22 protein-coding genes are annotated in these 26,271 nt (G+C 53.7%); 4 read left to right on the top strand and 18 right to left on the bottom strand.

The window, feature by feature from the left end; all coding sequences use genetic code 11:
- Positions 1-22: 22 nt before the first annotated feature.
- From cobB to lolC, 5 genes are read right to left on the bottom strand one after another with little or no spacing between them, the layout of a single operon-like run.
- Positions 23-844 (bottom strand): Sir2 family NAD+-dependent deacetylase, encoded by an 822-nt coding sequence (gene cobB / locus RVY89_RS10380; protein WP_121425907.1) that lies wholly within the window; start codon positions 842-844, stop codon positions 23-25.
- 14 nt (positions 845-858) lie between these two features.
- Positions 859-1,770, bottom strand: coding sequence for an N-acetylglucosamine kinase (gene nagK, locus RVY89_RS10385; RefSeq protein ID WP_484827763.1), 912 nt, complete (start codon positions 1,768-1,770; stop codon positions 859-861).
- 54 nt (positions 1,771-1,824) lie between these two features.
- Positions 1,825-3,069, bottom strand: coding sequence for a lipoprotein-releasing ABC transporter permease subunit LolE (lolE, locus tag RVY89_RS10390; RefSeq protein WP_032650869.1), 1,245 nt, complete (start codon positions 3,067-3,069; stop codon positions 1,825-1,827).
- Positions 3,069-3,770, bottom strand: coding sequence for a lipoprotein-releasing ABC transporter ATP-binding protein LolD (gene lolD / locus RVY89_RS10395; protein ID WP_484827764.1), 702 nt, complete (start codon positions 3,768-3,770; stop codon positions 3,069-3,071). The genes lolE and lolD overlap by 1 nt, the downstream gene beginning before the upstream one ends.
- Positions 3,763-4,962 (bottom strand): lipoprotein-releasing ABC transporter permease subunit LolC, encoded by a 1,200-nt coding sequence (lolC, locus tag RVY89_RS10400; protein WP_484827765.1) that lies wholly within the window; start codon positions 4,960-4,962, stop codon positions 3,763-3,765. The genes lolD and lolC overlap by 8 nt, the downstream gene beginning before the upstream one ends.
- A 256-nt stretch (positions 4,963-5,218) precedes the next feature.
- Here lolC and RVY89_RS10405 point away from each other — a divergent pair, with 256 nt between their 5' ends.
- From RVY89_RS10405 to ldtC, 3 genes are all read left to right on the top strand, one after another.
- Entirely contained in the window at positions 5,219-6,292 is a 1,074-nt protein-coding gene (locus RVY89_RS10405; RefSeq protein WP_484827766.1) for an acyltransferase family protein, read from the top strand.
- Between the two features lie 149 nt (positions 6,293-6,441).
- Complete coding sequence (mfd, locus tag RVY89_RS10410) at positions 6,442-9,888, top strand: transcription-repair coupling factor (RefSeq protein ID WP_484827767.1); 3,447 nt, start codon at positions 6,442-6,444, stop codon at positions 9,886-9,888.
- 148 nt (positions 9,889-10,036) lie between these two features.
- Positions 10,037-11,002: a L,D-transpeptidase LdtC gene (ldtC, locus tag RVY89_RS10415; RefSeq protein ID WP_484827768.1), complete on the top strand. Its 966-nt coding sequence runs from the start codon at positions 10,037-10,039 to the stop codon at positions 11,000-11,002.
- 312 nt (positions 11,003-11,314) lie between these two features.
- Here ldtC and RVY89_RS10420 read toward each other — a convergent pair whose 3' ends face one another.
- The 9 genes from RVY89_RS10420 to bhsA form a co-directional block, all read right to left on the bottom strand.
- On the bottom strand, positions 11,315-12,691 hold the full coding sequence (locus tag RVY89_RS10420; protein WP_484827769.1) for a hypothetical protein: 1,377 nt from the start codon (positions 12,689-12,691) through the stop codon (positions 11,315-11,317).
- On the bottom strand, positions 12,691-12,948 hold the full coding sequence (locus RVY89_RS10425; protein ID WP_459920622.1) for a PAAR domain-containing protein: 258 nt from the start codon (positions 12,946-12,948) through the stop codon (positions 12,691-12,693). The genes RVY89_RS10420 and RVY89_RS10425 overlap by 1 nt, the downstream gene beginning before the upstream one ends.
- Positions 12,949-12,958: 10 nt before the next feature.
- Complete coding sequence (locus tag RVY89_RS10430) at positions 12,959-13,618, bottom strand: YidX family protein (RefSeq protein ID WP_484827770.1); 660 nt, start codon at positions 13,616-13,618, stop codon at positions 12,959-12,961.
- A gap of 2 nt (positions 13,619-13,620) precedes the next feature.
- Entirely contained in the window at positions 13,621-14,310 is a 690-nt protein-coding gene (locus RVY89_RS10435; protein WP_484827771.1) for a T6SS immunity protein Tli3 family protein, read from the bottom strand.
- Between the two features lie 2 nt (positions 14,311-14,312).
- Complete coding sequence (locus RVY89_RS10440) at positions 14,313-15,005, bottom strand: T6SS immunity protein Tli3 family protein (RefSeq protein ID WP_484827772.1); 693 nt, start codon at positions 15,003-15,005, stop codon at positions 14,313-14,315.
- Positions 15,006-15,007: 2 nt separating this feature from the next.
- Complete coding sequence (locus tag RVY89_RS10445) at positions 15,008-15,703, bottom strand: T6SS immunity protein Tli3 family protein (RefSeq protein ID WP_484827773.1); 696 nt, start codon at positions 15,701-15,703, stop codon at positions 15,008-15,010.
- 3 nt (positions 15,704-15,706) lie between these two features.
- Complete coding sequence (locus RVY89_RS10450) at positions 15,707-17,848, bottom strand: T6SS effector phospholipase Tle3 domain-containing protein (protein ID WP_484827774.1); 2,142 nt, start codon at positions 17,846-17,848, stop codon at positions 15,707-15,709.
- Positions 17,845-20,358, bottom strand: coding sequence for a type VI secretion system Vgr family protein (locus RVY89_RS10455; RefSeq protein ID WP_484827775.1), 2,514 nt, complete (start codon positions 20,356-20,358; stop codon positions 17,845-17,847). Before RVY89_RS10455 ends, RVY89_RS10450 begins: the two co-directional genes overlap by 4 nt.
- A gap of 830 nt (positions 20,359-21,188) precedes the next feature.
- On the bottom strand, positions 21,189-21,446 hold the full coding sequence (gene bhsA / locus RVY89_RS10460) for a multiple stress resistance protein BhsA (RefSeq protein ID WP_023616599.1): 258 nt from the start codon (positions 21,444-21,446) through the stop codon (positions 21,189-21,191).
- Between the two features lie 244 nt (positions 21,447-21,690).
- Here bhsA and comR point away from each other — a divergent pair, with 244 nt between their 5' ends.
- On the top strand, positions 21,691-22,326 hold the full coding sequence (comR, locus tag RVY89_RS10465; protein ID WP_484827776.1) for a TetR family copper-responsive transcriptional repressor ComR: 636 nt from the start codon (positions 21,691-21,693) through the stop codon (positions 22,324-22,326).
- 59 nt (positions 22,327-22,385) lie between these two features.
- Here the strand turns inward: comR and RVY89_RS10470 are convergent, their stop codons facing one another.
- The 4 genes from RVY89_RS10470 to nagZ all read right to left on the bottom strand — a co-directional run bounded on the left by RVY89_RS10470 (position 22,386) and on the right by nagZ (position 26,264).
- Positions 22,386-22,925, bottom strand: coding sequence for a glycine zipper 2TM domain-containing protein (locus RVY89_RS10470; RefSeq protein WP_008500779.1), 540 nt, complete (start codon positions 22,923-22,925; stop codon positions 22,386-22,388).
- Between the two features lie 193 nt (positions 22,926-23,118).
- A complete protein-coding gene (locus RVY89_RS10475; RefSeq protein ID WP_024909038.1) occupies positions 23,119-24,423 on the bottom strand; it encodes an NAD(P)/FAD-dependent oxidoreductase in 1,305 nt (434 codons plus the stop codon).
- 238 nt (positions 24,424-24,661) lie between these two features.
- A complete protein-coding gene (gene ycfP / locus RVY89_RS10480; protein ID WP_008500781.1) occupies positions 24,662-25,204 on the bottom strand; it encodes an alpha/beta hydrolase YcfP in 543 nt (180 codons plus the stop codon).
- Positions 25,205-25,238: 34 nt separating this feature from the next.
- Positions 25,239-26,264: a beta-N-acetylhexosaminidase gene (gene nagZ, locus RVY89_RS10485; RefSeq protein WP_484827929.1), complete on the bottom strand. Its 1,026-nt coding sequence runs from the start codon at positions 26,262-26,264 to the stop codon at positions 25,239-25,241.
- Positions 26,265-26,271: the final 7 nt, after the last annotated feature.

Here is a 26,271-nt window from a genome sequence, read left to right on the forward strand (position 1 = left end):
GTGCCTTTTCACGCGATTCGCGTTACAGCCCTTTCAGCAGCTTGTCGACAAATTCCGGAACAACCGTGCTTGCCAGGCCATAGTGTTTCTCTTCAAACTCGCTGCCCACCTGGCTTGGCTCAAGATTGAGTTCTACCGTATGCGCGCCGTGCAGTCGCGCTTCGTGGACAAACCCCGCCGCCGGATAAACATGGCCGGATGTGCCGATGGCGATAAACACGTCGGCCATCGCCAGCGCGCTGTAGATCTCATCCATTCCCAGCGGCATTTCGCCAAACCAGACCACGTGCGGTCGCAGGCGCGACGGGAACTGGCAGCAGTGGCACTTATCCTCCGGCAGCACGTCCTCTTTCCAGTCCAGTACCTGACCGCTCCAGGCGCAGCGAACCTTAAGCAGCTCGCCGTGCATATGGATGATATTCTTGTTACCGGCCCGCTCGTGCAGGTTGTCGATATTCTGCGTTACCAGCAGAAAACGATCGCCGAGCTCCTCTTCCAGCTTTGCCAGCGCCAGATGCGCCGCATTCGGCGCGACTTCAGGCTGCTGAAGCTGGCGACGACGGGCGTTGTAAAACGCCTGAACGAGATCCGGGTCGCGGGCAAAGCCTTCCGGCGTGGCCACATCCTCCACGCGGTGCTCTTCCCACAGCCCGTCCGCCGCGCGGAAGGTTCGAATTCCTGACTCGGCGGAGATCCCCGCCCCGGTCAGCACCACCACTCTGGGTTTATCCATCGCTTCTGGCATCATTCTGTCTCTGAAAAAGATCCGCTGGCGCAGACGCTCACGCAAGCGGCGTTTGTTTTTGCGAAAACGGCTGAGTCGACCCTGGCGACGCGACAGCATAGTAACCTCGTAAACTAATCGGTGAGATGAAGGAATGCGGCTCCGCGCATGCCTCCTGCGTCCCCGTGTCGCGCGCGTTCAATACGCGGCACGCGGGCAACCGGCAATAAATGTCGGGGCAAACGCCCGGACAACCGTTCCGTAATCGCGGTAAAGTTTGAAAGCCCTCCCCCGATCACCAGCAGATCCGGGTCGACGATGGTGAGAATATTTCCCAGACACACCGCCAGCAGATCCAGATAGCGCTCGACGTGCTCACGCGCCTGCGCATCCCCTTGCTCCCACAGGGTAATGATTTGAGGGGCCTCAAGTTTCTGATGATAGAAGTGTTCGTAAAGCCATGCAAACCCGCGGCCGGAAAGGTAGTTCTCAATACAGCCGTGCTGGCCGCAGCCGCAGCGGGTTAGCGGAAAATCACGTCCCACCACCTCGAGGGCATCCACCGGCAGGCGAATATGACCAAACTCGCCGGTGATGTAGCTGCGGCCGGTGATGGGCTTACCGTTGATGACGATTCCGCCGCCGACGCCGGTACCGAGGATCAGCCCCATCACCAGCGGGTAGCGGCGGAATTCATCATCCCAGGCTTCAGAGAGCGCGAAGCAGTTGGCATCGTTATCTAAACGCACGTCGCGTTCGAGGAGAGCAGAGAGATCGGCGCGCAGCGGTTTACCGCTGGCGGCAGGCACGTTGGCCGCGTAAAGCGTACCGTCGTCGGTTTCCGGCATGCCCGGAATACCAATGCCGACGCTGCCTTTCACGCCAAAGCGTTCATCGGCCTGCGCCACCAGCGCGGCAATGGCGGTTAAAAATTCGTCGTAGCTGTCGCGCGGCGTGGGAACGCGGGTTTCCCACTGCAGTTTGAGATCTTTATCAAACGCGCCGAGCGCAATCTTGGTGCCGCCAATATCAAATCCATAATACATAACGCATTCCTCTTTCTGACATAGCGGCCTCAGGACCGCTACACCATGACGTAATTACTGGCCACTTAATACCCTCGCCGGATCAATTCGGCTTGCGCGACGCGCCGGATACCAGCTTGCCAGCAGACTCAGTAAAAGTGCTGTAAGCAGCACATAAAAAACATCCAGCCAGTGCAGTTCAGACGGCAGGAAGTCAATAAAATAGATATCACCCGACAGGAACTGGTGACCAATAAGCTTTTCAATCCCGTTGATAATCGGCGTCAGCTGCAGGGAAACCACCACGCCAATCACCACGCCGCACAGGCTGCCAAACAGCCCAGCCAGCAAACCGTACCAGACGAAGATGGCGCGAATAAGACCGTCTTTTGCTCCGAGGGTACGCAGCACGGCGATGTCGCCGCTCTTGTCCTTGACCGCCATGACCAGCGTCGAAACGATATTAAAGCACGCGACGCCAATCACCAGCACCATCGCCAGATACATGATGGCGCGGATCATCTGGATATCACGGTACATATATCCGTACGTGCCGATCCAGCTTTTGATGTAGACATAGTTATTGGTCACGCTGCCCGCGTCGCGTACCAGTTTGTTGGCGTTAAAGACGTCGTTCACCTTGATGGCAATGCCCGTCACGCTATCACCCATATCGAGATACTGGCGCGCATCTTCCATCGGCACCATGGCGAAGCTGTGATCGAGCTGACCGCTCAGCTGAAGAATACCGGTGACGTGCAGGCGCACGCGCTTAGGCTGCTGCAGTTTGTGGTCGGCGCTGGCGTTCGGGATCATGATTGACACCCAGTCGCCCTGCTTAACCTTCAGGGCATCGGCAACGCCTTTACCCATGATGATCTGCTGCTCGCCCGCCTTAAAGTTGGCCCACGCGCCGTTCTGCACGTAGTTTGGCAGCGCGCTGAGACGCGCTTCCTGGACGGGGTTGACCCCTTTCACCTGAATGGCGCGCAGGTTTACCCCGCTCTCCACCAGCCCGGTAAAGTTGATGTAGGGCGCGGCCGCGGCGATGCCCGGCACTTTTTCAACTTTGGCGAGCGCATCGCTCCAGTTCGTCCACGGCTGATTAACCGGCTCGATCTCCCCGTGCGGCACCACCGCCAGAATGCGGTTATTCAGCTCGCGCTCAAAACCGTTCATCGCGCTTAAGCCGACAATCAGCACCGCCACACCCAGCGCGATACCGATGGTCGAGATGACGGAGATCAGCGACACCATGCCGCCGCGACGGCGGCCGCGGCTAAAACGTAAACCGATGAGTAACGATAACGGTGACGCCATTACTCTGCTCCCATCAGGGTCAGTTCCGCGTTCAGATGACCGTCGCGCATCTCAAGCTGACGCCCCATGCGTTTTGCCAGCTGCAGATCGTGGGTCACGACCAGAAACGCGGTGCCCTGCGAAGCGTTCAGCTCGCCCAGAAGCTGGAAAATACTGTCCGCATTGCGGGCATCCAGGTTACCGGTAGGCTCATCCGCCAGCACCAGACGCGGGTTGTTGACCAGCGCACGGGCAATCGCCACGCGCTGGCGCTCGCCGCCGGACAGCTCCGACGGGCGGTGGTTACCGCGATGGCCCAGCCCTACCGCTTTCAGCATGTCGCTGGCGCGGGCGTTAATTTCTGCCGGTTTCTTTTTGCCAATCAGCAGCGGCATCGCCACGTTTTCCAGCGCCGTGAAATCCGGCAGCAGGTGGTGGAACTGGTAGATAAAGCCCAGCTCGCGGTTACGCAGCTCGGCCTTCGCCGACGAGGACATTTTGCTCATCGGCTGGCCGGAGAAAATCACGTCGCCGCTGGTTGGGGTGTCCAGCCCGCCCAGCAGATGCAGCAGCGTACTTTTGCCCGAACCGGAGCTGCCGACAATCGCCATCATCTCGCCTTCGCCCACGCTAAAGCTCACATTGTGCAGCACGTCGGTTTGCACAGTGCCTTCCTGATAGCGTTTGGACAGGTTGTCGCATTGCAACAGGATCTTATTCATAACGTAAAGCCTCAGCGGGTTGAGTGGCGGCGGCGCGCCAGGAAGGATAAAGCGTAGAAAGCAGCGCAATGGCCATCGCGGCCAGCGCAATACCGACAACCTGCAGCGGCTCGATAGCCACCGGCAGCGCCGCGCCGTCGAGCAGGGCGCCGATGATCGGCATTAAGTTATTAAGCTGACTGGCAAGCAGTGCCCCCAGCACGGCGCCGAGCAGGGCGCCGATAATACCGGCACTGGCCCCCTGCACCATAAAGACCGCCATGATCTGGCGCGGCGTGAGCCCCTGGGTTTGCAGAATGGCGACTTCGCCCTGCTTCTCCATCACCATCAGGCCCAGCGAGGTGATGATGTTAAATGCAGCCACGGCCACGATCAGGCTCAGCAGCAGCCCCATCATATTTTTCTCCATCCGCACGGCCTGGAACAGCTCGCCTTTGCGCTCGCGCCAGTCCTGCCACCTGGTGCCGTCCGGCAGTTTTTGCTGGCTGAGAGTATCGACCTTCAGCGGCGCATCGAGCCACAGGCGCCAGCCTGTGATATTTCCGGCCGGGTAGCGCATCAGGCGTGAAGCATCCTGAATGTTAACCAGCATCTGGTAGCCATCCACTTCGCTGTTGGCGGCAAAGGTACCAATCACGTTGAACAGGCGCTGGCTTGGCAGGCGCCCCATCGGCGTAAACTGGCTGGCAGAAGGCACCATAACGCGCAGCTGGTCGCCACGGTTGACGCCAAGCTGACCGGCAAGCTGCTCGCCCAGAATCACGTTGTATTTCCCGGCTTCCAGATCGGTCTGCTTCACGTTAACCAGATACGGCGTCAGCGGATCGTTTTGCGCCGGGTCGATACCCAGCATCACGCCGACCGCCACGCTGCGGGCGCTTTGCAGCACCACGTCGCCGGTGGTCAACGGCGCTACGCGCGTGACGCCCTGTAACTTCGCCGCGCTTTCCGGCAGCTGTTGCGGGTTAACCGAACCGTTGGATGATGAGAGAACGGCCTGCGGCATCAGACCCAGGATATTGTTTTGCAGCTCGCGTTCGAAGCCATTCATGACGGAAAGCACCGTCACCAGTGCCATCACGCCAAGCGTAATGCCAATAGTCGAAAGCCAGGAGACAAAGCGACCGAAGCGGTCCGCGGCGCGCCCACGCATGTAACGTAAGCCTATGAAGAGTGCGACAGGTTGATACATGAAGTCCGTCTGTTTGCTGATAGCAGACCCACGAGTATATAAGCGAATCCGTTAAGCGTAAATGACTGAAACAGTAAGCTTTGGTAATCATTTTTCCGAAAAATTCAGATAAATCAGGGTGCTATTGTCCGAATACTCACCTCGCAACCTCCACCTTTTCCGAAAAACCTCCTGATACAGACTGTTACCCATTACATCCTGGCTTCGTTTTACAACAATTGCTCGTTCGTTTATGGCAATAAGGTAGTGGCGAACAATGAAGCAAAAAGCATTATGGATTAACCAGATAAAAGGGCTGTGTATATGCCTGGTGGTTATCTATCATTCGGTTATCACGTTTTATCCGCATCTGATCGGGCTGCAACACCCGCTCTCCGGCCTTCTCGCCAAATGCTGGGTCTATTTTAACCTCTATCTCGCACCGTTTCGTATGCCGGTCTTCTTCTTTATCTCCGGCTATCTGATCCGTCGTTATATAGACGAAGTGGACTGGCGAACCAGCCTCGACAAGCGGATCTGGAGCATTGTCTGGGTGCTGGCGCTGTGGGGGATTCTGCAATGGCAGGCGCTGACCCACCTCAACGCCTGGCTTGCGCCCGATCGTGAGCTTGCCACCTCGTCGAACGCGGCCTACGCCGACTCGTTCTCAGGATTTGTGCTGGGGATGGTCACCGCCAGCACCAGCCTGTGGTATCTGTATGCTCTGGTGGTCTACTTCACGCTGTGTAAACTGCTGAGCCGCTGGAAGCTGCCGGTACTGGGACTGCTGGCGCTGGCAAGCATCGCGATCAACTTCCTGCCGCTGCCGTGGTGGGGAATGAACAGCGTGGTACGCAACATGATCTACTACAGCCTCGGGGCGTGGTATGGCGCAGAGCTGATGGCGTGGATGAAAAGCGTCAACCTGCGCCGCATCTGGCTGACAACCAGCGCTTTCGCCGCCGTCTCCGTGGTGCTGTGGTTTGCTAACGTTCCGCTGCTGCTCTCATTGCTGTCGATTGTGTTGATCATGAAGCTGTTCTATAGCCTTGAGCAGCGCTACGCCGTTCACCCTAACAACCTGCTGAACGTGATTGGCTCCAATACGATTGCGATTTATACCACCCACCGCATATTAATTGAGGCCTTCAGCCTGTTCCTGATTGGCGAGATGAATGCCGCTTACTGGCCGGTCTGGGCCGAACTGGGCTTAATCCTGGTCTATCCGTTTGCCAGCCTGCTGATCTGTACCCTGGCCGGGCTGGGGGTGCGTAAGATCTCCACCGCGCTGTTTGGCGACATTTTCTTCTCTCCTCCCGCAACGCTGGTCCCGTCACCTTCAACGCGCTAATGCCCTAACCGCCCCCGTTTCGGGGGCGTTTAGCCCTGCCGTGCGGTTACGATTTGCTTATGTAAAACGATCGAGGATAATAAAGACATTGCGTATCAGTGATATGCCCCAATACTGTTGGTATATCCATAAGAGACTCTGACATAGCCATGCCTGAACACTATCGTTATTCCTTGCCTGTCAAAGCGGGCGACCAGCGCCAGCTGGGTGAACTCACGGGCGCGGCGTGCGCCACGCTGGTGGCGGAAATCGCCGAGCGTCATCCTGGGCCGGTGATCCTGGTTGCCCCGGATATGCAAAACGCCCTGCGCCTGCACGACGAAATTCGCCAGTTCACCGATAGCCTGGTGTTCAGCCTGGCCGACTGGGAAACGCTGCCGTATGACAGCTTCTCTCCGCACCAGGAGATCATCTCCTCGCGCCTGTCGACGCTCTATCAACTCCCGACCATGCAGCGCGGCGTGCTTATTGTGCCGGTGAATACCCTGATGCAGCGCGTCTGTCCGCACAGCTACCTGCACGGTCACGCGCTGGTGATGAAAAAAGGCCAGCGCCTGTCCCGTGATGCCCTGCGGGCGCAGCTTGACGGTGCCGGCTATCGCCATGTCGATCAGGTCATGGAGCACGGGGAATACGCAACCCGCGGCGCGCTGCTCGACCTTTACCCGATGGGCAGCTACCAGCCGTATCGTCTGGACTTCTTCGATGATGAAATCGACAGCCTGCGCGTTTTCGACGCCGACACGCAGCGCACGCTGGAAGAAGTGGAGTCCATCAATTTACTGCCCGCACATGAGTTCCCGACGGACAAAACCGCTATCGAACTGTTCCGCAGCCAGTGGCGCGATAAGTTCGAGGTGAAGCGCGACGCGGAACATATTTATCAGCAGGTCAGCAAAGGCACGCTGCCTGCCGGGATCGAATACTGGCAGCCGCTGTTCTTCAACGAGCCGCTCCCTGCCCTGTTCAGCTACTTCCCGGCGAATACGCTGATTGTTAACACCGGGGATATTGACGCCAGCGCCAGCCGCTTTGAAAGTGAAACCCGCGCGCGCTTCGAAAACCGGGGCGTTGACCCGATGCGTCCGCTGCTGCCGCCGGAAGCGCTGTGGCTGCGCACCGACGAGCTCAACGCCGAGCTGAAGCGCTGGCCGCGCATGCAGCTGAAAACCGATTCGCTTGCCGATAAGGCCGCCAACACCAACCTCGCCTTCCGGACGCTGCCGGACCTGGCCGTCCAGGCGCAGCAGAAATCCCCGCTGGATAATCTGCGCAAGTTTCTGGAGTCCTTTACCGGCCCGGTGGTGTTCTCCGTTGAGAGTGAAGGCCGCCGCGAAGCGTTAGGTGAGCTGCTGGGACGCATTAAGGTGGCGCCAAAGCGCATCCTGCGCCTGAGCGAAGCGACCGGAAACGGTCGTTACCTGATGATTGGCGCCGCCGAGCACGGTTTCATCGACACGCTCAACAACCTGGCGCTGATTTGCGAAAGCGACCTGCTGGGTGAGCGCGTCGCGCGTCGCCGTCAGGACAGCCGTCGGACCATCAACCCGGACACGCTAATCCGTAACCTGGCCGAACTGCATCCGGGCCAGCCGATTGTTCACCTGGAGCATGGCGTTGGACGCTATCAGGGGATGACCACGCTGGAAGCGGGCGGCATTAAAGGTGAATACCTGATGCTGACCTACGCTAACGACGCCAAACTGTATGTTCCGGTGTCGTCCCTGCATCTGATCAGCCGCTACGCGGGCGGTGCCGAAGATAACGCGCCGCTGCACAAGCTGGGCGGCGATGCCTGGGCGCGCGCGCGCCAGAAGGCCGCGGAAAAAGTACGCGACGTTGCCGCCGAGCTGCTGGATATCTACGCCCAGCGCGCGGCCAAACAGGGCTTCGCCTTTAAGCATGATAAAGAACAGTACCAGCTGTTCTGCGACAGCTTCCCGTTTGAAACCACGCCGGATCAGGCCCAGGCCATCAACGCCGTGCTGAGCGACATGTGCCAGCCGCTGGCAATGGACCGTTTAGTCTGCGGCGACGTCGGCTTCGGTAAAACGGAAGTGGCGATGCGCGCCGCCTTCCTTGCGGTGGAAAACAACAAGCAGGTAGCGGTGCTGGTGCCGACCACCCTGCTCGCTCAGCAGCACTTCGACAACTTCCGCGACCGTTTCGCCAACTGGCCGGTACGCATCGAGATGCTGTCGCGTTTTCGCAGCACCAAAGAGCAGACGCAGATCCTGGAGCAGGCAAGTGAAGGCAAGATCGATATTCTGATCGGCACCCACAAGCTGCTGCAAAGCGACGTGAAGTGGAAAGACCTGGGGCTGCTGATCGTCGATGAAGAGCACCGCTTCGGGGTGCGTCATAAAGAGCGCATCAAAGCGATGCGCGCCGACGTCGACATCCTGACCCTGACCGCAACGCCGATCCCGCGCACCCTGAACATGGCGATGAGCGGCATGCGCGATCTGTCGATTATTGCCACGCCGCCGGCGCGCCGTCTGGCGGTGAAAACCTTCGTCCGCGAGTACGATAATCTGGTGGTGCGTGAGGCCATTCTGCGTGAAGTGCTGCGCGGGGGTCAGGTCTACTACCTCTACAACGACGTGGAAAATATCCAGAAAGCGGCCGACAGGCTGGCGGAGCTGGTGCCGGAGGCGCGCATTGCTATCGGCCACGGGCAGATGCGCGAGCGCGAGCTGGAACGGGTGATGAACGACTTCCACCACCAGCGCTTTAACGTGCTGGTGTGCACCACCATTATCGAAACGGGGATCGACATTCCGACGGCGAACACCATCATCATTGAACGTGCGGATCACTTTGGCCTGGCGCAGCTTCACCAGCTGCGCGGCCGCGTCGGGCGCTCGCACCATCAGGCCTACGCCTGGCTGCTGACGCCGCATCCAAAAGCGATGACCACCGACGCGCAAAAGCGTCTGGAAGCCATCGCCTCGCTGGAAGACCTCGGCGCAGGCTTCGCGCTGGCCACGCACGATCTTGAGATCCGCGGTGCCGGCGAGCTGCTGGGTGAAGACCAGAGTGGCTCCATGGAGACCATCGGCTTCTCGCTCTATATGGAACTGCTGGAAAACGCGGTTGATGCTCTGAAGGCCGGACGCGAGCCGTCGCTGGAAGATCTCACCAGCCAGCAGACCGAGGTTGAGCTGCGTATGCCTTCCCTGCTGCCGGACGATTTTATTCCGGACGTGAATACCCGACTGTCGTTCTACAAACGCATCGCCAGCGCGAAGAAGGAGAACGAGCTGGAAGAGATTAAGGTTGAGCTGATCGACCGCTTTGGTCTGCTGCCCGATGCGGCGCGAAATCTGCTGGATATCGCACGCCTGCGCCAGCAGGCGCAGAAGCTGGGCATTCGCAAGCTTGAAGGCAACGAAAAAGGCGGCGTGATTGAGTTCGCGGAGAAGAATCACGTCAACCCGATGTGGCTTATCGGTCTGCTGCAAAAGCAGCCGCAGCATTTCCGTCTGGATGGTCCAACGCGTCTGAAATTTACTCAGGAGCTGACGGAGCGCAAAACCCGCATGGACTGGGTGCGTAACTTTATGCGCCAGCTGGAAGAGAACGCGATCGCCTGACCTCCCTTCCCCCCGTTAGCTCAGCGCTAACGGGGGACAATTTACAAACTCTTTGCATTTCACCCGATCTTCCCGACACACCCATTCGCCATAATTATGTTTAACGCCTTATAAAACAATAACCTTATCATTTACATGGATTATGGTGATGATGACCTCTTCGCGTTTTACTCGCTGGTTAACCCTGTTTGCGCTGGCAGCCACCGTCGCGGTTGCGCTTCCCGCTCGGGCAAACACCTGGCCCCTTCCCCCTCCCGGCAGCAAGGTGGTGGGTGAAAACCGCTTTCATGTGGTTGAAAACAACGGTGGTTCTCTGGAAGCGATTGCCAAAAAATATAACGTCGGTTTTCTGGCCCTGCTGCAGGCGAACCCCGGCGTCGACCCATACGTCCCGCGCGCGGGCAGCGTATTGACTATCCCGTTACAGACTATCCTGCCGGACGCCCCGCGCGAGGGGATGGTGATAAACCTGGCGGAGCTACGCCTGTACTATTACCCGCCGGGTAAAAATGAAGTCACCGTCTACCCTATCGGTATTGGTCAGCTGGGCGGCGACACGCTGACGCCGACGATGGTCACCACCGTCTCGGATAAACGCGCGAATCCTACCTGGACTCCAACGGCCAACATTCGTGCCCGCTATAAGGCCCAGGGGATCGATCTTCCTGCCGTAGTGCCTGCAGGCCCGGATAACCCAATGGGACACCACGCGATCCGCCTCGCGGCATACGGTGGCGTCTACCTGCTGCACGGCACGAATGCGGACTTTGGCATCGGCATGCGCGTCAGTTCCGGCTGTATTCGTCTGCGCGATGACGATATCAAAACGCTGTTTAACGTCGTTACGCCGGGAACAAAGGTGAATATTATCAATACGCCGATTAAGGTTTCAGAAGAGCCGGGCGGCGTGCGGCTGGTTGAGATTCATCAGCCGCTATCGAAAAACATTGGCGATGACCCGCAGACGCTGCCCATTAACCTGAATGCCGCAATGGTAAGCTTCAAAACGAATGCGAATACCGACAGCGTGGTGATGGAGCGCGCGATGGAGGCACGCTCAGGCATGCCGACCGATGTCACCCGGCATCACGATGTCGCCCAGCAGTCGATGTAAATCAGAAAGAAAAACGCCCTGCACGTGTGCAGTAATGCCATTCACTTAAGGCTAGCGTGACTTAAAGCTGAACGGATACTTAGGCGGCACATAAAGCACTGAACGATCTTATCGTCGGTGCTTTCTTTTTTCTGGCAGGATAAAGGTTTTAACATTTTCCTCATTATTTTCAAATGCTTATGGATTTTTCCCGTCGCACTTTTGCCACAGCCCCGTACCTGGGACACCAGGAAGTCTGCTATTTCAGACATGTAAAGACGGCGGGCACAAAGCCAGCTACATATAAAATGAGAGCGATTCGTTCATTCATCATTACATCCCCATGTGCTGGTAAGCCTTATCACCCTGTAGCCAGGTGATAAATACCCCTGCAGCCGTAAACAATCCAGTACATATTACAAACAGAATAACCAGGAACCAGCCTGAAATATCTTTACCCTCGTTACCGCTGAAACTACACATAGTTAATATAACAGCGAAAAATAACATCATTCCGGATATTCCGGCGGAAGACCACGGTGGAGTATACATTTTTTCCACCGGATAATCGGGCTGATGGGTTAATCTGGATGATACCGCCGTAATAGAGAACTTTTTCTGTTCGGATGCCGCTACAAACTGGTCGCCCTGTGCATACGTTACTGCATCTGATGCCAGCACCAGCGCCAGCCACGGATACCCTGCTGAATGCTCACCGAGCGACTTTTCAAGCTCCAGTCGATCCGGTACGACTTTTTTTTCGTCCAGCACTTCCAGCAGCGGATACTTCTCTGTTCGCGATAAACCGGTATACCAGATCTGTTTGGGTTTACTGACAACCTCCGCACGCAGATAAACAGGAACTGCTCTTTCTACGTCAATAACCCCCGTCATCGGTTGATAAACATAAACAGGTTTTTCTCCTTCCGTTTTAACGTAGTAATTCGTCAGGAAAAGCGCGGTAGCATTCTCCATCCACTTGCATTCCCCTTCTTCAGAATGCAAATCTACACAGATAAGCAGGCGTTCAACGACGTAGCCGTTCGTCTGTTTTATCCACTCTGTGACTAACGTATAGTCCGGGCATTCAGGCAAAAATGTGATTTTTTTGGTCGAGATCCCGGAACGTTCAAGCACACGCCGGAGTTCATCGCTACAGGATTCATCCCCACCTCGCACCCATACAAGCGCTTCAATCTGCCTGTACCGGGAGAGTTTTTCCTTCATCGGCTCCAGGACGTGGATAATAGCCTGCCCGGCCCGCGTGAAATCGAATGATTTATCCAGGTCAATTTTCAACGGCATTTTGGCGGCCAGCGGAAACTCCCCCTCCAGTTTCAACATGTTGAGTGCCAGTTCCTTTGTTGCCTTTGGCGGGGTCAGTATCGACCAGCCAGCCAGGAAGATGTTACTCCTGGCATAGCTGACAACCTTGTACTCCTGCCGTGCCGCAATCAATATCCGCGTTTCTATGTAGTGTCTGTTTGCGTTATACGCCATACAGAACGCCTGTACTATAAAAGTTACTGCAGCGACAGGTATTACTACGGCATCAACAAGAAAACTTGAATCAACATGTTTATTACCCGGCCAGGTGACAGCCCGGATACCAATACAAACAATCACCACGAGCACATAGACAAGACACACACCAATAGTGGGGAAGTCATGTTTAAATTCGTTCTGCTTAGGGTAAAGCCACCAGTCCATCACACAGCCCCCGCAGTGGGGAGTGTGGTGCGAATAGCACAGCCGCACGCCGCTTTACAGCCATCCACGACCACGCCCCGGCCGTTCATCGTCCAGGTTGGGTGACAATCGTTAATAGGAAACGTTCCTTTATGCTCAGGGCACGTCACAAGATCGTCTTTCAGGGCCACAGGTTTTCCCATAAAGTCTGCGCCGGACGCTTTAATTACTTTTCCGCCGCTCACCAGCGGGTCATTCAGTCGAATTACACCGTTCATGGTTATGTCCTTATTTACCTACGGTACCCATCCCAAATGGAATGATGAAAATCTGCACTGGAATGGTCACAGCATCAAGGAGAATAGTCACAGGATAAAGCAACATTAAAGCATAAGAGCTGAGAGGCGTGTGCTCAGTATACTTTTTCATAGCCAATATTACTGGTTTTTGTAAGTGGATAATATTTTGTTCTTCAACTCTCACAGGCTTCTGATTGTAATCGCCAGATAACTCACTGATTTCAAAAACACATTCATTCATCTCATTTAATTGGCATTTTGTGTTAGAAAGCAATTCATTAGTTTTATCTAAGTTTTTAAATGAATAAACAAAATCTACTTTCCCATAAACTTTTGTATAATCACCTTCGTCATACAAAATAAACCCACCATTTTGCCTTAATGATAAGTAATCAACATTCATCAAAGATGAAAATAGAATTTTTTTCAACCCACCCGAATCATCAAACACCAGAAAAGAGCTATTCACCCCACCCAGTTGAATATAATGAGGGGAGTTTTCATCAATATAAACATCAGTTATTGTATCAGATAAGACTTTTTCTGTGCTATATTTACTATCTTTAATGGCATTTGATAAACTAATTGTAAAACAACCAGTTAAATTAAACGAAAAGGAAACAACAAAAATCATTCTTAATATATTCATAACTAACAACCTTCATCCATGTTGCACTGCATATGATCCCAACCGGTGTAGCCTTTCACTTCCGGCACTTTGTCCGGCTGATCCTGCCAGTTGGACTGAAGTTCCTGAACTGTTCCTTTAAGCCCTTGCTTAGTCATATAAACCATGCCCCAAGCCCACCCTCCAGAACCGGACTTAATATATCCTTTTGTTCCATCGCCAAGTTTATATTGAATCCCCACCCCACCCAGCAATAAACGAGGGTCATCAAACGGCTTTGACGACATATACAGCCTGTGTTTCGTCTGTAAGAATCCCTGATTGTTGACTACCGTGTAAGAAAGAATGTCATCGTACGGAGGCGAAGAATCGCCGTTAGGCTCATTTTCTCCAGGAGAGAATGCGGAAGGAAACCAGGTTGCTCCATAATCTTTCGAAATCATAGAACCGGGAGAATCCCAAGTGGGAATTGCAATATAACGCTCAGAGAGATGAATAAATTTTCGGCTAAATATCTGATAAAATTGACTCACAGGCTCGGTATGAATTCCCCGTTTTGTATCCGTATACCAGAGTTCCCCTTCACAATCCCAGCCTTTCAGTTCCAGATAGCGGTGATCATCAAAACGGTAAACTACTTGCGTAGGCGGTTCTGAAGCCTTGCAACCGGCCACCAGCAGCAGCGCGGTCAGCACTGAAACAAGTCCTTTCATGGCTATCTCCCTGCATCCATATTGCATTGCATATGGTCCCAGCCGGTATAATCTTTCACTTCCGGTACTTTGTCGGGTAAGCCCTGATAGTTAGCCTTAAACTGGGCTATATCCTCTTTCAGACCTTGTTTAGTTATGTAGTCCAGCCCCCAGGCTGGACCAGGTGAACGGGGTTCCAGAACTTGCACAGTCCCGTCCTGTAGCTTGTAAGTAATGCCGGGTCCACCCGTAGCGAGACGAGGATCATCAAACGGTTTGGACGACATATACAGTCGATGTTTGGTCTGCAAAAAACCCTGGTCGTTGACGACAGTGAAAGAAAGAACGTCTTCATAAGGAGGACCATCATCACCATTTGGCTCATTACGACCAGGTGCAATACCTACAGAACGCCAGGTTTGTCCGTAATCTTTAGAAACCATAAATCCACCGGCACCCCAGCCTGTTATTGCAATATATCGTTCTGACGGATGTATAAACTTGCGGGTAAATAATCGGTAATACTGACTGACTGGCTCCGTATGAATGCCTCGTTTGGTATCCGTATACCAGAGCTCGCCCTCGCAGTCCCAGCCCTTCAGCTCCAGGTAGCGTTGATCGTCAAACCGATAAACCACCTGAGTCGGTGGCTCTGAAGCCTTGCAACCTGCGGCCACCAGCAACAGCGCGGTCAGCAATGAATAAAGTCCTTTCATGGCTATCTCCCTGCATCCATATTGCACTGCATATGGTCCCAGCCGGTATAATCTTTCACTTCCGGTACTTTATTGGGTAAGCCCTGCCAGTTTGTTTTATACTGCTGCGTACTATGTTCCAATATCTGTTTAGTCATGTAGACCATCCCCCAAGCCCAACCAGGTGAGCGAGCCTCCAATATTTGCTCTGTTCCATCATCCAGTTTATAGGGAATCCCTGGACCATTAGCTAATACACGAGGATCTTCAAATGGTTTGGATGACATATACAGCCTGTGTTTAGTCTGTAAAAATCCCTGATCGTTGACGACAGTGAAAGAAAGAACGTCCTCATAAGGCGCGTAATCATCGCCGTTAGGTTCATTTTCCCCTGGTGCAAATTGTGCAAGTTTCCATGTTCGACCATAATCCTTCGAAACCCTAAATCCATCAGCCCCCCAAATAGGGATAGACATATATTTTTCTGAAGGATGAATAAATTTACGGGTGAAGATCCTATAAAACTGTAAATAAACTTGAGAATGGATAGCCCTTTGCGTATCGGTGTACCAAAGCTCTCCTTCGCAGTCCCAGCCTTTCAGTTCCAGATAGCGGTGATCATCAAAACGATAAACTACTTGCGTAGGCGGTTCTGAAGCCTTACACGCTGCCGCAAATAAAACGGAAATAGTAATAACTCCTACACATAGTCCTTTCATGTCTTATCCTTTAGCCAACTGGCTGTCGCTTTTAGCTTTCGGCATTTCCCATTGCAGCAGCTTTATTTCCTGGAAATCTCCAGGCCTGACAGTTCCCGTCTCAATATCCATCAGGTTACGCGAGCGAGGCCGAACACCGGCATAATCATTTTCCACACCAAAATCGCCCTTTGGCAGCACATCCTCCGGTTTATTCATAAAATCCTTTGTTGGTGCTATTGGTAACTGGCCTGATTGGTAATATTTTTTTGCGGCCGGGAAGCCATTCTGCGGATCACGCCAGTCAGCACGATGTAACAAGCTTTCCCAGAATTTACCGGCTTTGTAGTCAAACGACTTACACTGACCAATTGCAAGGTCGAATGCCATCGCGTGCGATGGCGCGAACTCACTCATGACAATTGACGAATGCTGGCTGTAGCTTACCGGGTCAGTTTTTTTCCATTCTTTTTCAAGTTCTTCACGGGTTTTCAGCCAGGTAATGGACAACACAGGATATTCTTTAGAACCAGTAACGTCCCCGTGAATAACGGTATGCCCCCGGTCATGGCTTTCTACATTCAGTTCATCTGGTGTTAAAACATGCCCAGGCTTCCAGCTAATACGCTGATAACTGTTAAGCATATACATCGCAGAATCCGTGCGCTTGATGGCACTGGCTTTAGCCGAATAGGATATGTAGGCATCCGGGCTATCCGGATCGATATAATACGTATACGGCTTGTCACTCGTTTTAGGGTCATTATCCGGATGGTTATCCTGACCCTGTAGTTTGAAAATAAAGGGTTCCGGCAATTCTTCACCGTTTACCACTACGTCATGGGCGCGGTAGCTGGCATTCGGGAGAAACGCATATTTTGCATCCCCCTCTTTTCGTTGTGGCAACTCAAAGGGTTTAGTGTCAGGTGCTTTCCCGACTTCGCCGTGCTGATAAAAAACTCGCTGGAACAGGTTAGGAATGCCATCTGCAATTTTCTGAGGGATCCCTCGCCAGCCAAATCCCTGTACATTTTCCAGCGATACAACGCCATCATTTGGACAGAAGTAGTTATACACTTTACCGTTATTGTTGCGTCCATAGCGATCATCAGCTCGCAACGGATTATCAGAGGGTTTGCGCAGCGTACAGGAGGCTTCCAGGGTCAGTAATTCATCCTCGCCTAATCTCCCTCCCCCTTTCCACTGCGTATGCATCAGGCTACAGAAATTTTTGAATGTCTTCTGCCTGGCAGCATCCGTCTGTTGGTATCCGGGCTGAATATTTTCAGCCACGCGGGACTCCAGTGAATAAGGGGAATGGTTCAGAATGACGCAGTTAACTGGATCATATCCCGCCTGCTTCACCAGCATATTTGCCAGCATGGTGATAATGGTGCCCTGGCTGTGAGCCACCACATTAATCACATCTTTCGTTGTAGTAGGTTCACTTCGAATCTGAATAATCAAATCTGCAAGACGCTGGGCAGCAAAAAACTGGTAAATACGGTGCGGGTTTTCATAAATGGGGTGAGTGTAATCCCCGTCGTTCATATGCAGTGATGCAAATCCCGCCGCTGCCACCCCAAAACCTCCAGCACCTGGCCCCAGCATATCGGGAATGTTGGTAGTCGCATTGGCAAACGTCCCGCCACCTTTTGCAAAATTTGAATCAAGACCATTCTTGAGGCTGTCATTCTGGTACTTAAACGAACCCTTACCGTCATTACCCAGCGCGGCCTTGTTCGTCTCGTTATCTTCCTGATAGGCGTCATACGGCAGATGGGCACCGGAAGACAGTTTTCCGACTTCATCCCTATATCGCTTCTGGTCTGCAACGTAATCCTCATGCGTTACCGGCTTGTACCCCCAGTAGAACGGGATAACAGGCGAACGTCCCGGATGCGCAATTCTGTACTCCCCCCATTCATGCGTGTAAAAATCCTGACGATTAAGACGTTTACTCAGCCCCGCAAGAATGCCCTTCTCCTGGTTCTGGTACGCTTCGCCCACGTCGTTCACTCCGTGAATCAGAATCACAATCCCCGGCATCGGGCGCGGTACACCTACGCGACGCGTCTGGGCAACCTCACCCAGACTTTTGTGTACCGGGATATCCCCTTCAGAAATCACCCGTGGCGCGTACGGGCTTTTTTTGGCTTCCGTCATTCCATTAACTCCATTTTGTAGGTGTCCAGGTCATCGGCATCGAGCAACGATGAGTGGCCGTTGCTGTCCGTCACGCCTTCCACCACTTTCCCGGCAGTGCTGGTCAGCCGGAATTTTTTGTTTGCGAGAATTTGCTCCGGGTCGTCTCCGGCGTGCAGCTGGTAGCGGAGTTTAAATGCGCCCTGATTGAAAGGCGGGACCGTGACCTGTGCGCTTTCCGGGCCGTCATACTTCAGATTGGGTCCTTTCAGTTCGATTCCCGTTGGCGAGAAGATGGTGACCAGTCCGTTCGGACTGACGCGTATCCCACCACCGCCACAGATCAGCTGTATGCCCTGCTTGGCGCTGCCGTTCAGCTGTCCGTCGGTACTCGCCATCGTGAAATCCTTCAGCGAAAGCATATGCACTTCCCCGCGCTGGGCCTGCGTCGTGATATCCCCGGCACCGGCAATCATCTGAATGCCGAGCTTGCGGGCAAACAGCGAGAGTTTTTCCCCCACGGCCAGCGAGAATTTTTTCACCACGTTTACGCTGGTATCCTGGCCTGCTGTTGCGATCAGGTCTTTCCCGGCGGACAGCTGCAGACTGTCCGGCGTGACGTGCGCCTGACCTTTGTCGGCATAGGTCAGCAGACCCGCGCCGGTAAGGTTAGTCAGTGTCTGGCTCAGTTGACTTTGCTGATCGGTTTCCACATTACTGGCCCCGGCAGTCAGTGCGCTTTGTTGTAGCGTCATTGCCAGCGACAACGCTTTCTCCAGCTGCGCAATGGCGGCCGTCATATCCAGTTGCTTACCCGCAGCACGCGGTTGCGCCTCCGTGGTGATCATCACCCCTTTCGCGGCACGGAGCGCCATGTGATTGTCAGTACGCGCTTCCACACCTTCACCGCGCTGCTTTCCCTCTGCATCAACGAGGTGGCCAGCGCTGACCTGACTCTTGCCGTACTCCGTGGAAATCTTGATGTGTTCCTGACCGCGGCGGTCCTCCAGGCGGATTTTGTTTGACGCTGCCGTGCGGATCACGTTGCGGGTGTCGTTGCGGTTTGTAACCAGATCAGGGTGTTTGCCGTCATGCATGACATGCGCAATAAAGGGCCGGTCCGGATCGCCGCCTTCAAAGGCTACAGCCACTTCTGTGCCGTCCAGCAGCGGGAAGTGAAAACCAAACACATCCCCACCGTACAGTCTGCCTAAGCGCATTAGAGCACTTTCAAAGCCGTCACGTTTCTCGTCGAGGTCAAAATCAAACTTCACGCGGTAGCGGCCATGCGCATCGACTCCGGCATAAGTGTGATCCCGATTGATGGCCGCCACACGGCCGGGTACGGTTCCGGCTATCACCGGGCGCGACAGATAGTCCGGACGATAGCTGTAACCGTTCAGATAAGGGATCCCCTTCAGGATGGCGCGGTAGTGCTGTGCGCGACTGCCGGATAGCGTCATTGTGGTGACAAGAAAACCGTGTTTAAACCCGTCAGGAATATCCCCTGTCGGGTGGAACATCACACCCGGCAACAGTGCCGGGTCACTGGTTGTCCCTCCCAGCACACTCTGCTTGTTCAGCAGACGCTCATAGCGCAGGCGCGCGTAAAACGTGGCTGTTTCCGCCTCTTCACCGTAAAAATCGCCGTCCTCCAGATAATGATCGGCATAGTGATACTGTTTGCCGCTGGTTATCCCGTCGGGAATATCATTATCGAAAATGGTTTTATCCACCTGTGGCGAAAATGGATTGCGGTAGTTATACGTACGCACCAGTACGCTTTCGGGAATGAGTTCGTATTGTTCTTCGAGCTCGGTAATGTATTCTTCATAGCTGGTCATGCCGGAATGGCGAACGTACGGCAGCTTCTTATCGCTGAAGGCATAGCGGCGGCCACCGTCACCAAAGACAACCACCGTTTCGCCCTGTACTTCGTCATGGTTTTCAAAGCGGAACCAGATCCCTACCTCGGCCAGCAGACGGCGGATAAACTGGAGATCGGTTTCCTTCCACTGAATAATCATTTCACGGCTGGGGTAGCTGTGGCTTAACTGGTCAAAATCGATGTTGTAACCTTGAAAATGCCCGCTCTCCTTCATCAGCTTCGTGACGAGCTCTGGCACTGTCACATTCATGTATACGGCCGAACGGTAATTCCGGTCCAGCAGCGCCAGATCATGCTCCAGCACACACTCGTAAAGGGTTTCATCGGCAGATGACTTCAGACGGGCAAACGACGTGATCACCCCGTTAATCTGGCGCACCGGCAGCCAGGGCTCCTGATTGTGCCAGCCAGCTTTCGGATTCGGGGCACGCAGAATAAATTCCACCCTCTGATTGAGGACATCGTTGACGGCAATGCTTGATGCCGGGCTGGTAAAGCGGATGGTGTAGCGATAGGGTTTACTGAGTTCTTCTTCCCCGGTAAAAGAGTGAACATCCGGTAAAACAGATTTGCCTCGTGGAATATACAGTAAATAACGGTTTAACGTATTCTGTTGCTGAATAATGCCTGACGGTCCTGTCATCGTCAAATATCCATGATAAAGAATGACTGTTTATTAAATAACAATACGCTTACAGGCCATTGAACAAAATGCTATTCCGTAACAAATCACAGAATGTTACAAAATACATATCATTCAGTTTAAAGATAAATAAAACAAAAATATTCACACCATAAATAAAAGACCAGGAATAATACCCGGCCCGTATATAACAATTCAGTCGGTAAAAACAATATGGACGACGTGTTTTTCCTGTGAACGTATAATCAGATATTCAGAAATCACCGCTGAAGGGTAGAGTTATTCGGCCCTTTCTCCTGATATAAATCGGTCTTCCCTCGAGAGCAGCAATAAATATTAAACCGGTCGCCGCCTGGTAAGAATATACAGCAGTTTCCGTAAGCGGGACTTTATCTATCACCAGTATATGAGGATAAATTCCGTCCCGATACCCGGGTTCGCAGGAGGCGGCAAAGAGCCGCTGCTTAAACTCAAAAAATAATCAGGGCAGCCTTTTCGCCTGCCGCGAGTCACATTTTTCCGCATACATGACACTTTGATACCCACCACTTATTTGGTAGACACCACTTTCTCTGATGCATCAGATTATGACCAGACGACTCTCGCTGGACTCATACAAAGAGCGGGAAAAGGTATCCAGTTCGGACGGGAGAGCATCCGTAACGAAGTCCATATCGTGTTCAGACGTAAAAAAATCCGAGCTCAGAGGGGCTGAACCCGGATTGTCTCTTACTGGCAGGATCGTTCAAGTGTTCTTAAACAATCGGCATTACTGCACATGTGGAGGGCCTTTTTTATTGCAGTGGCATAAATGAGGGTTTATGCCCGGCTTATTTGTAGATAACAGCCGTGCCGTGCAGGGTGTTAGGACCGGTCACGGAGGTGATGCGGTAAGATTTTGCACCCATCTCTTGCGCTTTTTGCGCCAGCTGATCTTCCAGGGAACCCAGGTTAGTACCGGCAGACGCGGAGATTGTCCCGACTTTGTGCTGGTCAGCAGGGGTGGATTGCACCTGTACAGCAGCAAAGCTTGCGAAAGAGAGTGAACTCAGAACAGCGGCAGCGATGAGGGTTTTTACGTTTTTCATGATGTTTACCTTTAGCAGATGAATTTGGAGGTCGTTAATCATTAAGTTAACGATCGATAGGTAAATCATAAATGTGATCCAGGTCACGCGTCAACATAATTTTATAACGAGCGTTAACTTAATTTTAAAGTTGTTATTTTTCATACATATATGATTAATTTATTTTTAAGCATTCTGCACTGGTGGTGGGTTGCGTTTATTTTTATAATGGTCGTTCACCAAACCAACAGAGGACCAACGGCAAATGACAACCGACGTCACGAGTTGTGCGAAGAAAAGCCGTGGCCGACCAAAAGTGTTTGACAGGGATGCAGCGCTTGATAAGGCCATGACTCTCTTCTGGCAACATGGGTATGAAGCAACCTCGCTTTCCGATCTGGTAGAAGCCACCGGAGCCAAAGCGCCGACGCTGTATGCCGAATTTACCAATAAAGAGGGGCTGTTCAGGGCGGTGCTGGACAGATACATTTCGCGCTTTGCGGCGAAACACGAAGCCCAGCTGTTCTGCGAAGAGAAAAGCGTTGAACAGGCGCTTCGCGACTATTTCACCGCCGTCGCAACCTGTTTCACCAGTAAAGATACGCCTGCGGGCTGCTTTATGATTAACACCTCTGCCACCCTTGCGGCGTCTTCCAAAGAGATTGCCAATACGGTGAAATCGCGGCATGCGATGCAGGAGGAGACGCTCAGCGCATTTCTGGCACAGCGCCAGCAGCGCGGTGAAATCCCTGCCCACTGCAACCCTCAGCTGCTGGCGCAATACCTGAGCTGTATTTTGCAGGGGATGTCGATCAGCGCCCGTGAGGGGGCCACGCTGGAAAAACTGCAGAATATTAGCGAAACCACGCTGCGACTGTGGCCTGAGCTACTGAAAATCTGACGCAAAAAAAAGCTCCTCAGCCTGAGCGCATGAGGAGCTAAATTCAGAGAACATCTTTTTTACACTTTGTTATTCAGAACCAGCTGGCCATTTCCATCCAGTGGAATTTGCGTGCCCGGGTCTTTATCCATGCGGATTTTGCCCTGCTGATCGCCAATTTTGTACGTCACATCATAGCCCAGCATTTTTTCCGACTTGTCATACACGGTTTTACAGCGTTGCTGAGTCGTGGTGTAGGTATCATTATCCTGCATCGCGCCCTGGACCTGGTTACCCGCATAGCCGCCACCCAGCGCGCCGACCACGGTCGCCACATCTTTACCCCGGCCGCCGCCAAACTGGTGACCAATCACGCCACCCGCTACCGCACCAAGAACAGATCCGGCGATACGGTTTTCATCCTGCACGGGACGACGATGCGTGACCGAGACGTTACGGCACTCCTGACGAGGCGTTTTTACAGTTTCTTTAATCGGTGTAGCAGAAACCACCTGCGCATACTGCGGGCCGCGATCTAATACGTTGAGACTGGCAACGGCAGCCACACCTAACGCAGCCGCGACGCCAATCCCTATACCCGCCAACATTGATTTATTCACGGGACTTCCTCCTTTGTTGCTATTGGTAACAATTTTGCTATGGAGGAACGGCTTCGCCAATCAGATAAAGGATCAAAAAAGGGGCGTTCAGAGGAGATATATTGTATTTAGGAGAACTCTTAAGCACTCAAACTGTGATCTACAGCATGAAATGCTAAAAACTCCCTCCGGAGGGCCCGGAGGGAGTGAAAGATTAGTGCAGCTTCAGACGCGGACGGATCACGCGGTTGATTCTGCCCACCAGCATCATCAGCCCGGTTTTGAAGTAGCCGTGCAGCGCAATCTGGTGCATACGGTAGAGCGAGATATACACGAAGCGGGCAATGCGCCCTTCTACCATCATCGAGCCGCGCATCAGGTTGCCCATCAGGCTGCCGACGGTAGAGAAGTTTGACAGCGATACCAGTGAACCGTGGTCTTTATAGACATAGGCTTTCATTGGCTTGCCTTTGTACTGCGCCAGGATGTTGTGCAGGACCAGGCTTGCCATCTGGTGTGCGGCCTGCGCGCGCGGCGGCACGAATCCGCCTTCAGGACGGGCGCAGGAGGCACAGTCACCGATAGCAAAGATTTCAGGGTCACGCGTGGTTTGCAGCGTTGGCTCGGTTACCAGCTGGTTAATGCGGTTCGTTTCCAGACCGCCGATCTCTTTCATAAAGTCAGGCGCTTTGATACCCGCCGCCCAGACCATCAGATCCGCTTTGATATATTCGCCGTCTTTGGTGTGCAGACCGCCTTCGTCGGCGCTGGTCACCATGGTTTGCGTCAGCACCCGCACGCCCAGCTTGGTGAGCTCATTGTGCGCCGCACCGGAAATACGCGGAGGCAGCGCAGGCAGAATGCGTTCACCGGCTTCGACCAGCGTGACGTTCAGCGCTTCGTTCGTTAACCCTTTGTAACCGTAGCTGTGCAGCTGTTTAACCGCATTGTGCAGCTCAGCAGAGAGCTCAACGCCCGTCGCGCCGCCGCCGACAATGGCGATATTCACCTTACCGTTCGCACCCATATTGCTGGTGTACTTCAGGAACAGGTTCAGCATTTCCTGATGGAAACGACGCGCCTGGTGCGGGTTATCGAGGAAGATACAGTGCTCTTTCACGCCCGGCGTATTGAAGTCGTTGGAGGTACTGCCGAGCGCCATGACCAGCGTGTCATACGGCAGTTTGCGCTCAGGAACCAGCAGCTCTCCTTTTTCATCACGCAGTTCTGCCAGAGTGATGGTTTTGCTTTCACGGTTGATGTCCACCACCGAGCCCAGCTGGAACTGGAAATGATGGTTGCGCGCGTGCGCCAGATAGCTGAGCGCGTCCACGCCCTCATCCAGAGAACCGGTCGCCACTTCGTGCAGCAGCGGTTTCCACAGGTGGCTGTGGTTACGATCCACCAGCGTAATTTTGGCTTTTTTACCGCGACCCAGCTTCTTGCCCAGCTGTGTAGCCAGCTCCAGCCCGCCAGCACCACCGCCTACAATCACTATCTTTTTCAATGGCGTAGTCAACGTGACCCCCTCAAATTATTAACCAATTGTTAATTAAAAGTTATAAAAATAACCCTTAATTAACAACAGGTTACAGCACTGAAACCATTCAGGTGCATTGAGAATAACACGTCAGGCGCATTGGTCATACCAAAATTGATATGCATCAAGTTTTGATGGCTTAAAAGTAGACAATTCTGGTCAAAAAGAAAGCCCGAGACGCTTTCGCGGCCGGGCTTTGACGCCTGCGGATAAGGGGTTAACCCAGCGTTTTAAACGCTTTGATTCGCTGCAGATGCGGGGAGATGTTTTTGAACTTATGGGTCTGTTCTTCGTCCCAGACGATTTCATAGTAATGATGGAGCAGTTCTGCAGCCCGGTGGCTGTTGAGCGCTTCATCATTACGGGAAAGGATCACCAGACAGCGGTCACGGTTTTTCTCACGAAAATTGCTGACGCACTTGGTCGCAATATCGACATACTCTTCCGGGCGGTCAATTTTGCCTTCCATGTTCTCGTTCGGGAACAGATTAGGATTGAACACCACCTGGCGAATGTCGCACAGGAAGCCAATCCGCTCTGCCCAGTAGCCGCCCAGCCCCACGCCGCAGATTAACGGGCGATCGTCGACGTTGAGCTGCAACATCTTGTCCACCTCTTTGAGCAGATGCTGCATATCATGCTTCGGATGCCGCGTGCTGTAGCTGATCAAGCGTACATCCGGATCGATAAACTGCAGCTGCAGCACCTTCTCATGATTACCAGGACTGTTTGAGTCAAAACCGTGTAAATAGATGATCATCGTCTTATCACCACGCTACGCCTTCCGGGAGGGTTTACAGGCTGGCTTTATGTGCCTGCCAGCGCTCATTCAGGTCTTCAAGCCGGGCGTTGACCGTCTTCCAGCGCGCCGAATCCATCAGCTCCTGACGGCTAAATGAACCTTTATGATACAATTGTGTAACACGCTCTGCATTGATCGGCGACAGGTTATCCAGCACGCTGACGGCACCTTTACGATTATTGCAGACCAGGATCATATCGCAACCTGCATCCAGCGACGCCTGACCGCGTTCAGCGTAGCTGCCCATAATCGCCGCCCCTTCCATGGATAAATCGTCAGAGAAGATCACGCCATTGAAGCCCAGCTCCTGACGCAGAACGGTTTTCAGCCAGTGCGGAGAGCCGCTGGCCGGACGCGGGTCGACGTCGCTGTAAATCACGTGCGCAGGCATGATGGCATCCAGCTTGTTGTCGGTGATAAGCGATTTGAACACCGACATATCTTTGGCGCGAATTTCCGCTTCCGGGCGCGGATCGCGCGGGGTCTCTTTATGTGAGTCCGCCGTCACCGCCCCGTGGCCCGGGAAGTGTTTCCCGGTGGTTTTCATCCCGGCATCGTGCATGCCGTCGATGAACCGGGTCGCCATTGCCAGCGCAACACGCGGATCGTCATGGTAGGAGCGCTCGCCAATGGCGGCGCTGATATGCCCCACGTCCAGAACCGGGGCAAAACTGATGTCGATGTCCATGGCAATCATTTCACTGGCCATCAGCCAGCCGGCCTCCTGCGCCAGTTTTCCACCCTCTTCCGCGCCGAGCAGCGCGGCAAAAGACTGGGCCGCTGGCAGGCGGGTAAACCCTTCGCGAAAACGCTGCACGCGGCCGCCTTCCTGATCGACGGCGACCACCAGATGATTGCGCGACGCGGCGCGGATCTGACGCACCAGCTCTCGCAGCTGCGCCGGATCGTGATAGTTGCGGGTAAACAGGATCAGGCCACCCACCAGCGGATGCGCCAGAATTTCACGCTCCTCCGCATCCAGCTCAAACCCTTCTACATCCAACATGACTGGACCCACATCCACC

The sequence above is a fragment of the Enterobacter sp. 3U4 genome (assembly GCF_057224565.1).

Bases quoted from the DNA above. Each gene is read 5' to 3' on its own strand.
- cobB (WP_121425907.1), bottom strand. From the start codon at position 844: ATGCTGTCGCGTCGCCAGGGTCGACTCAGCCGTTTTCGCAAAAACAAA.
- nagK (WP_484827763.1), bottom strand. From the start codon at position 1,770: ATGTATTATGGATTTGATATTGGCGGCACCAAGATTGCGCTCGGCGCG.
- lolE (WP_032650869.1), bottom strand. From the start codon at position 3,069: ATGGCGTCACCGTTATCGTTACTCATCGGTTTACGTTTTAGCCGCGGC.
- lolD (WP_484827764.1), bottom strand. From the start codon at position 3,770: ATGAATAAGATCCTGTTGCAATGCGACAACCTGTCCAAACGCTATCAG.
- lolC (WP_484827765.1), bottom strand. From the start codon at position 4,962: ATGTATCAACCTGTCGCACTCTTCATAGGCTTACGTTACATGCGTGGG.
- RVY89_RS10405 (WP_484827766.1), top strand. From the start codon at position 5,219: ATGAAGCAAAAAGCATTATGGATTAACCAGATAAAAGGGCTGTGTATA.
- mfd (WP_484827767.1), top strand. From the start codon at position 6,442: ATGCCTGAACACTATCGTTATTCCTTGCCTGTCAAAGCGGGCGACCAG.
- ldtC (WP_484827768.1), top strand. From the start codon at position 10,037: ATGATGACCTCTTCGCGTTTTACTCGCTGGTTAACCCTGTTTGCGCTG.
- RVY89_RS10420 (WP_484827769.1), bottom strand. From the start codon at position 12,691: ATGGACTGGTGGCTTTACCCTAAGCAGAACGAATTTAAACATGACTTC.
- RVY89_RS10425 (WP_459920622.1), bottom strand. From the start codon at position 12,948: ATGAACGGTGTAATTCGACTGAATGACCCGCTGGTGAGCGGCGGAAAA.
- RVY89_RS10430 (WP_484827770.1), bottom strand. From the start codon at position 13,618: ATGAATATATTAAGAATGATTTTTGTTGTTTCCTTTTCGTTTAATTTA.
- RVY89_RS10435 (WP_484827771.1), bottom strand. From the start codon at position 14,310: ATGAAAGGACTTGTTTCAGTGCTGACCGCGCTGCTGCTGGTGGCCGGT.
- RVY89_RS10440 (WP_484827772.1), bottom strand. From the start codon at position 15,005: ATGAAAGGACTTTATTCATTGCTGACCGCGCTGTTGCTGGTGGCCGCA.
- RVY89_RS10445 (WP_484827773.1), bottom strand. From the start codon at position 15,703: ATGAAAGGACTATGTGTAGGAGTTATTACTATTTCCGTTTTATTTGCG.
- RVY89_RS10450 (WP_484827774.1), bottom strand. From the start codon at position 17,848: ATGACGGAAGCCAAAAAAAGCCCGTACGCGCCACGGGTGATTTCTGAA.
- RVY89_RS10455 (WP_484827775.1), bottom strand. From the start codon at position 20,358: ATGACAGGACCGTCAGGCATTATTCAGCAACAGAATACGTTAAACCGT.
- bhsA (WP_023616599.1), bottom strand. From the start codon at position 21,446: ATGAAAAACGTAAAAACCCTCATCGCTGCCGCTGTTCTGAGTTCACTC.
- comR (WP_484827776.1), top strand. From the start codon at position 21,691: ATGACAACCGACGTCACGAGTTGTGCGAAGAAAAGCCGTGGCCGACCA.
- ycfP (WP_008500781.1), bottom strand. From the start codon at position 25,204: ATGATCATCTATTTACACGGTTTTGACTCAAACAGTCCTGGTAATCAT.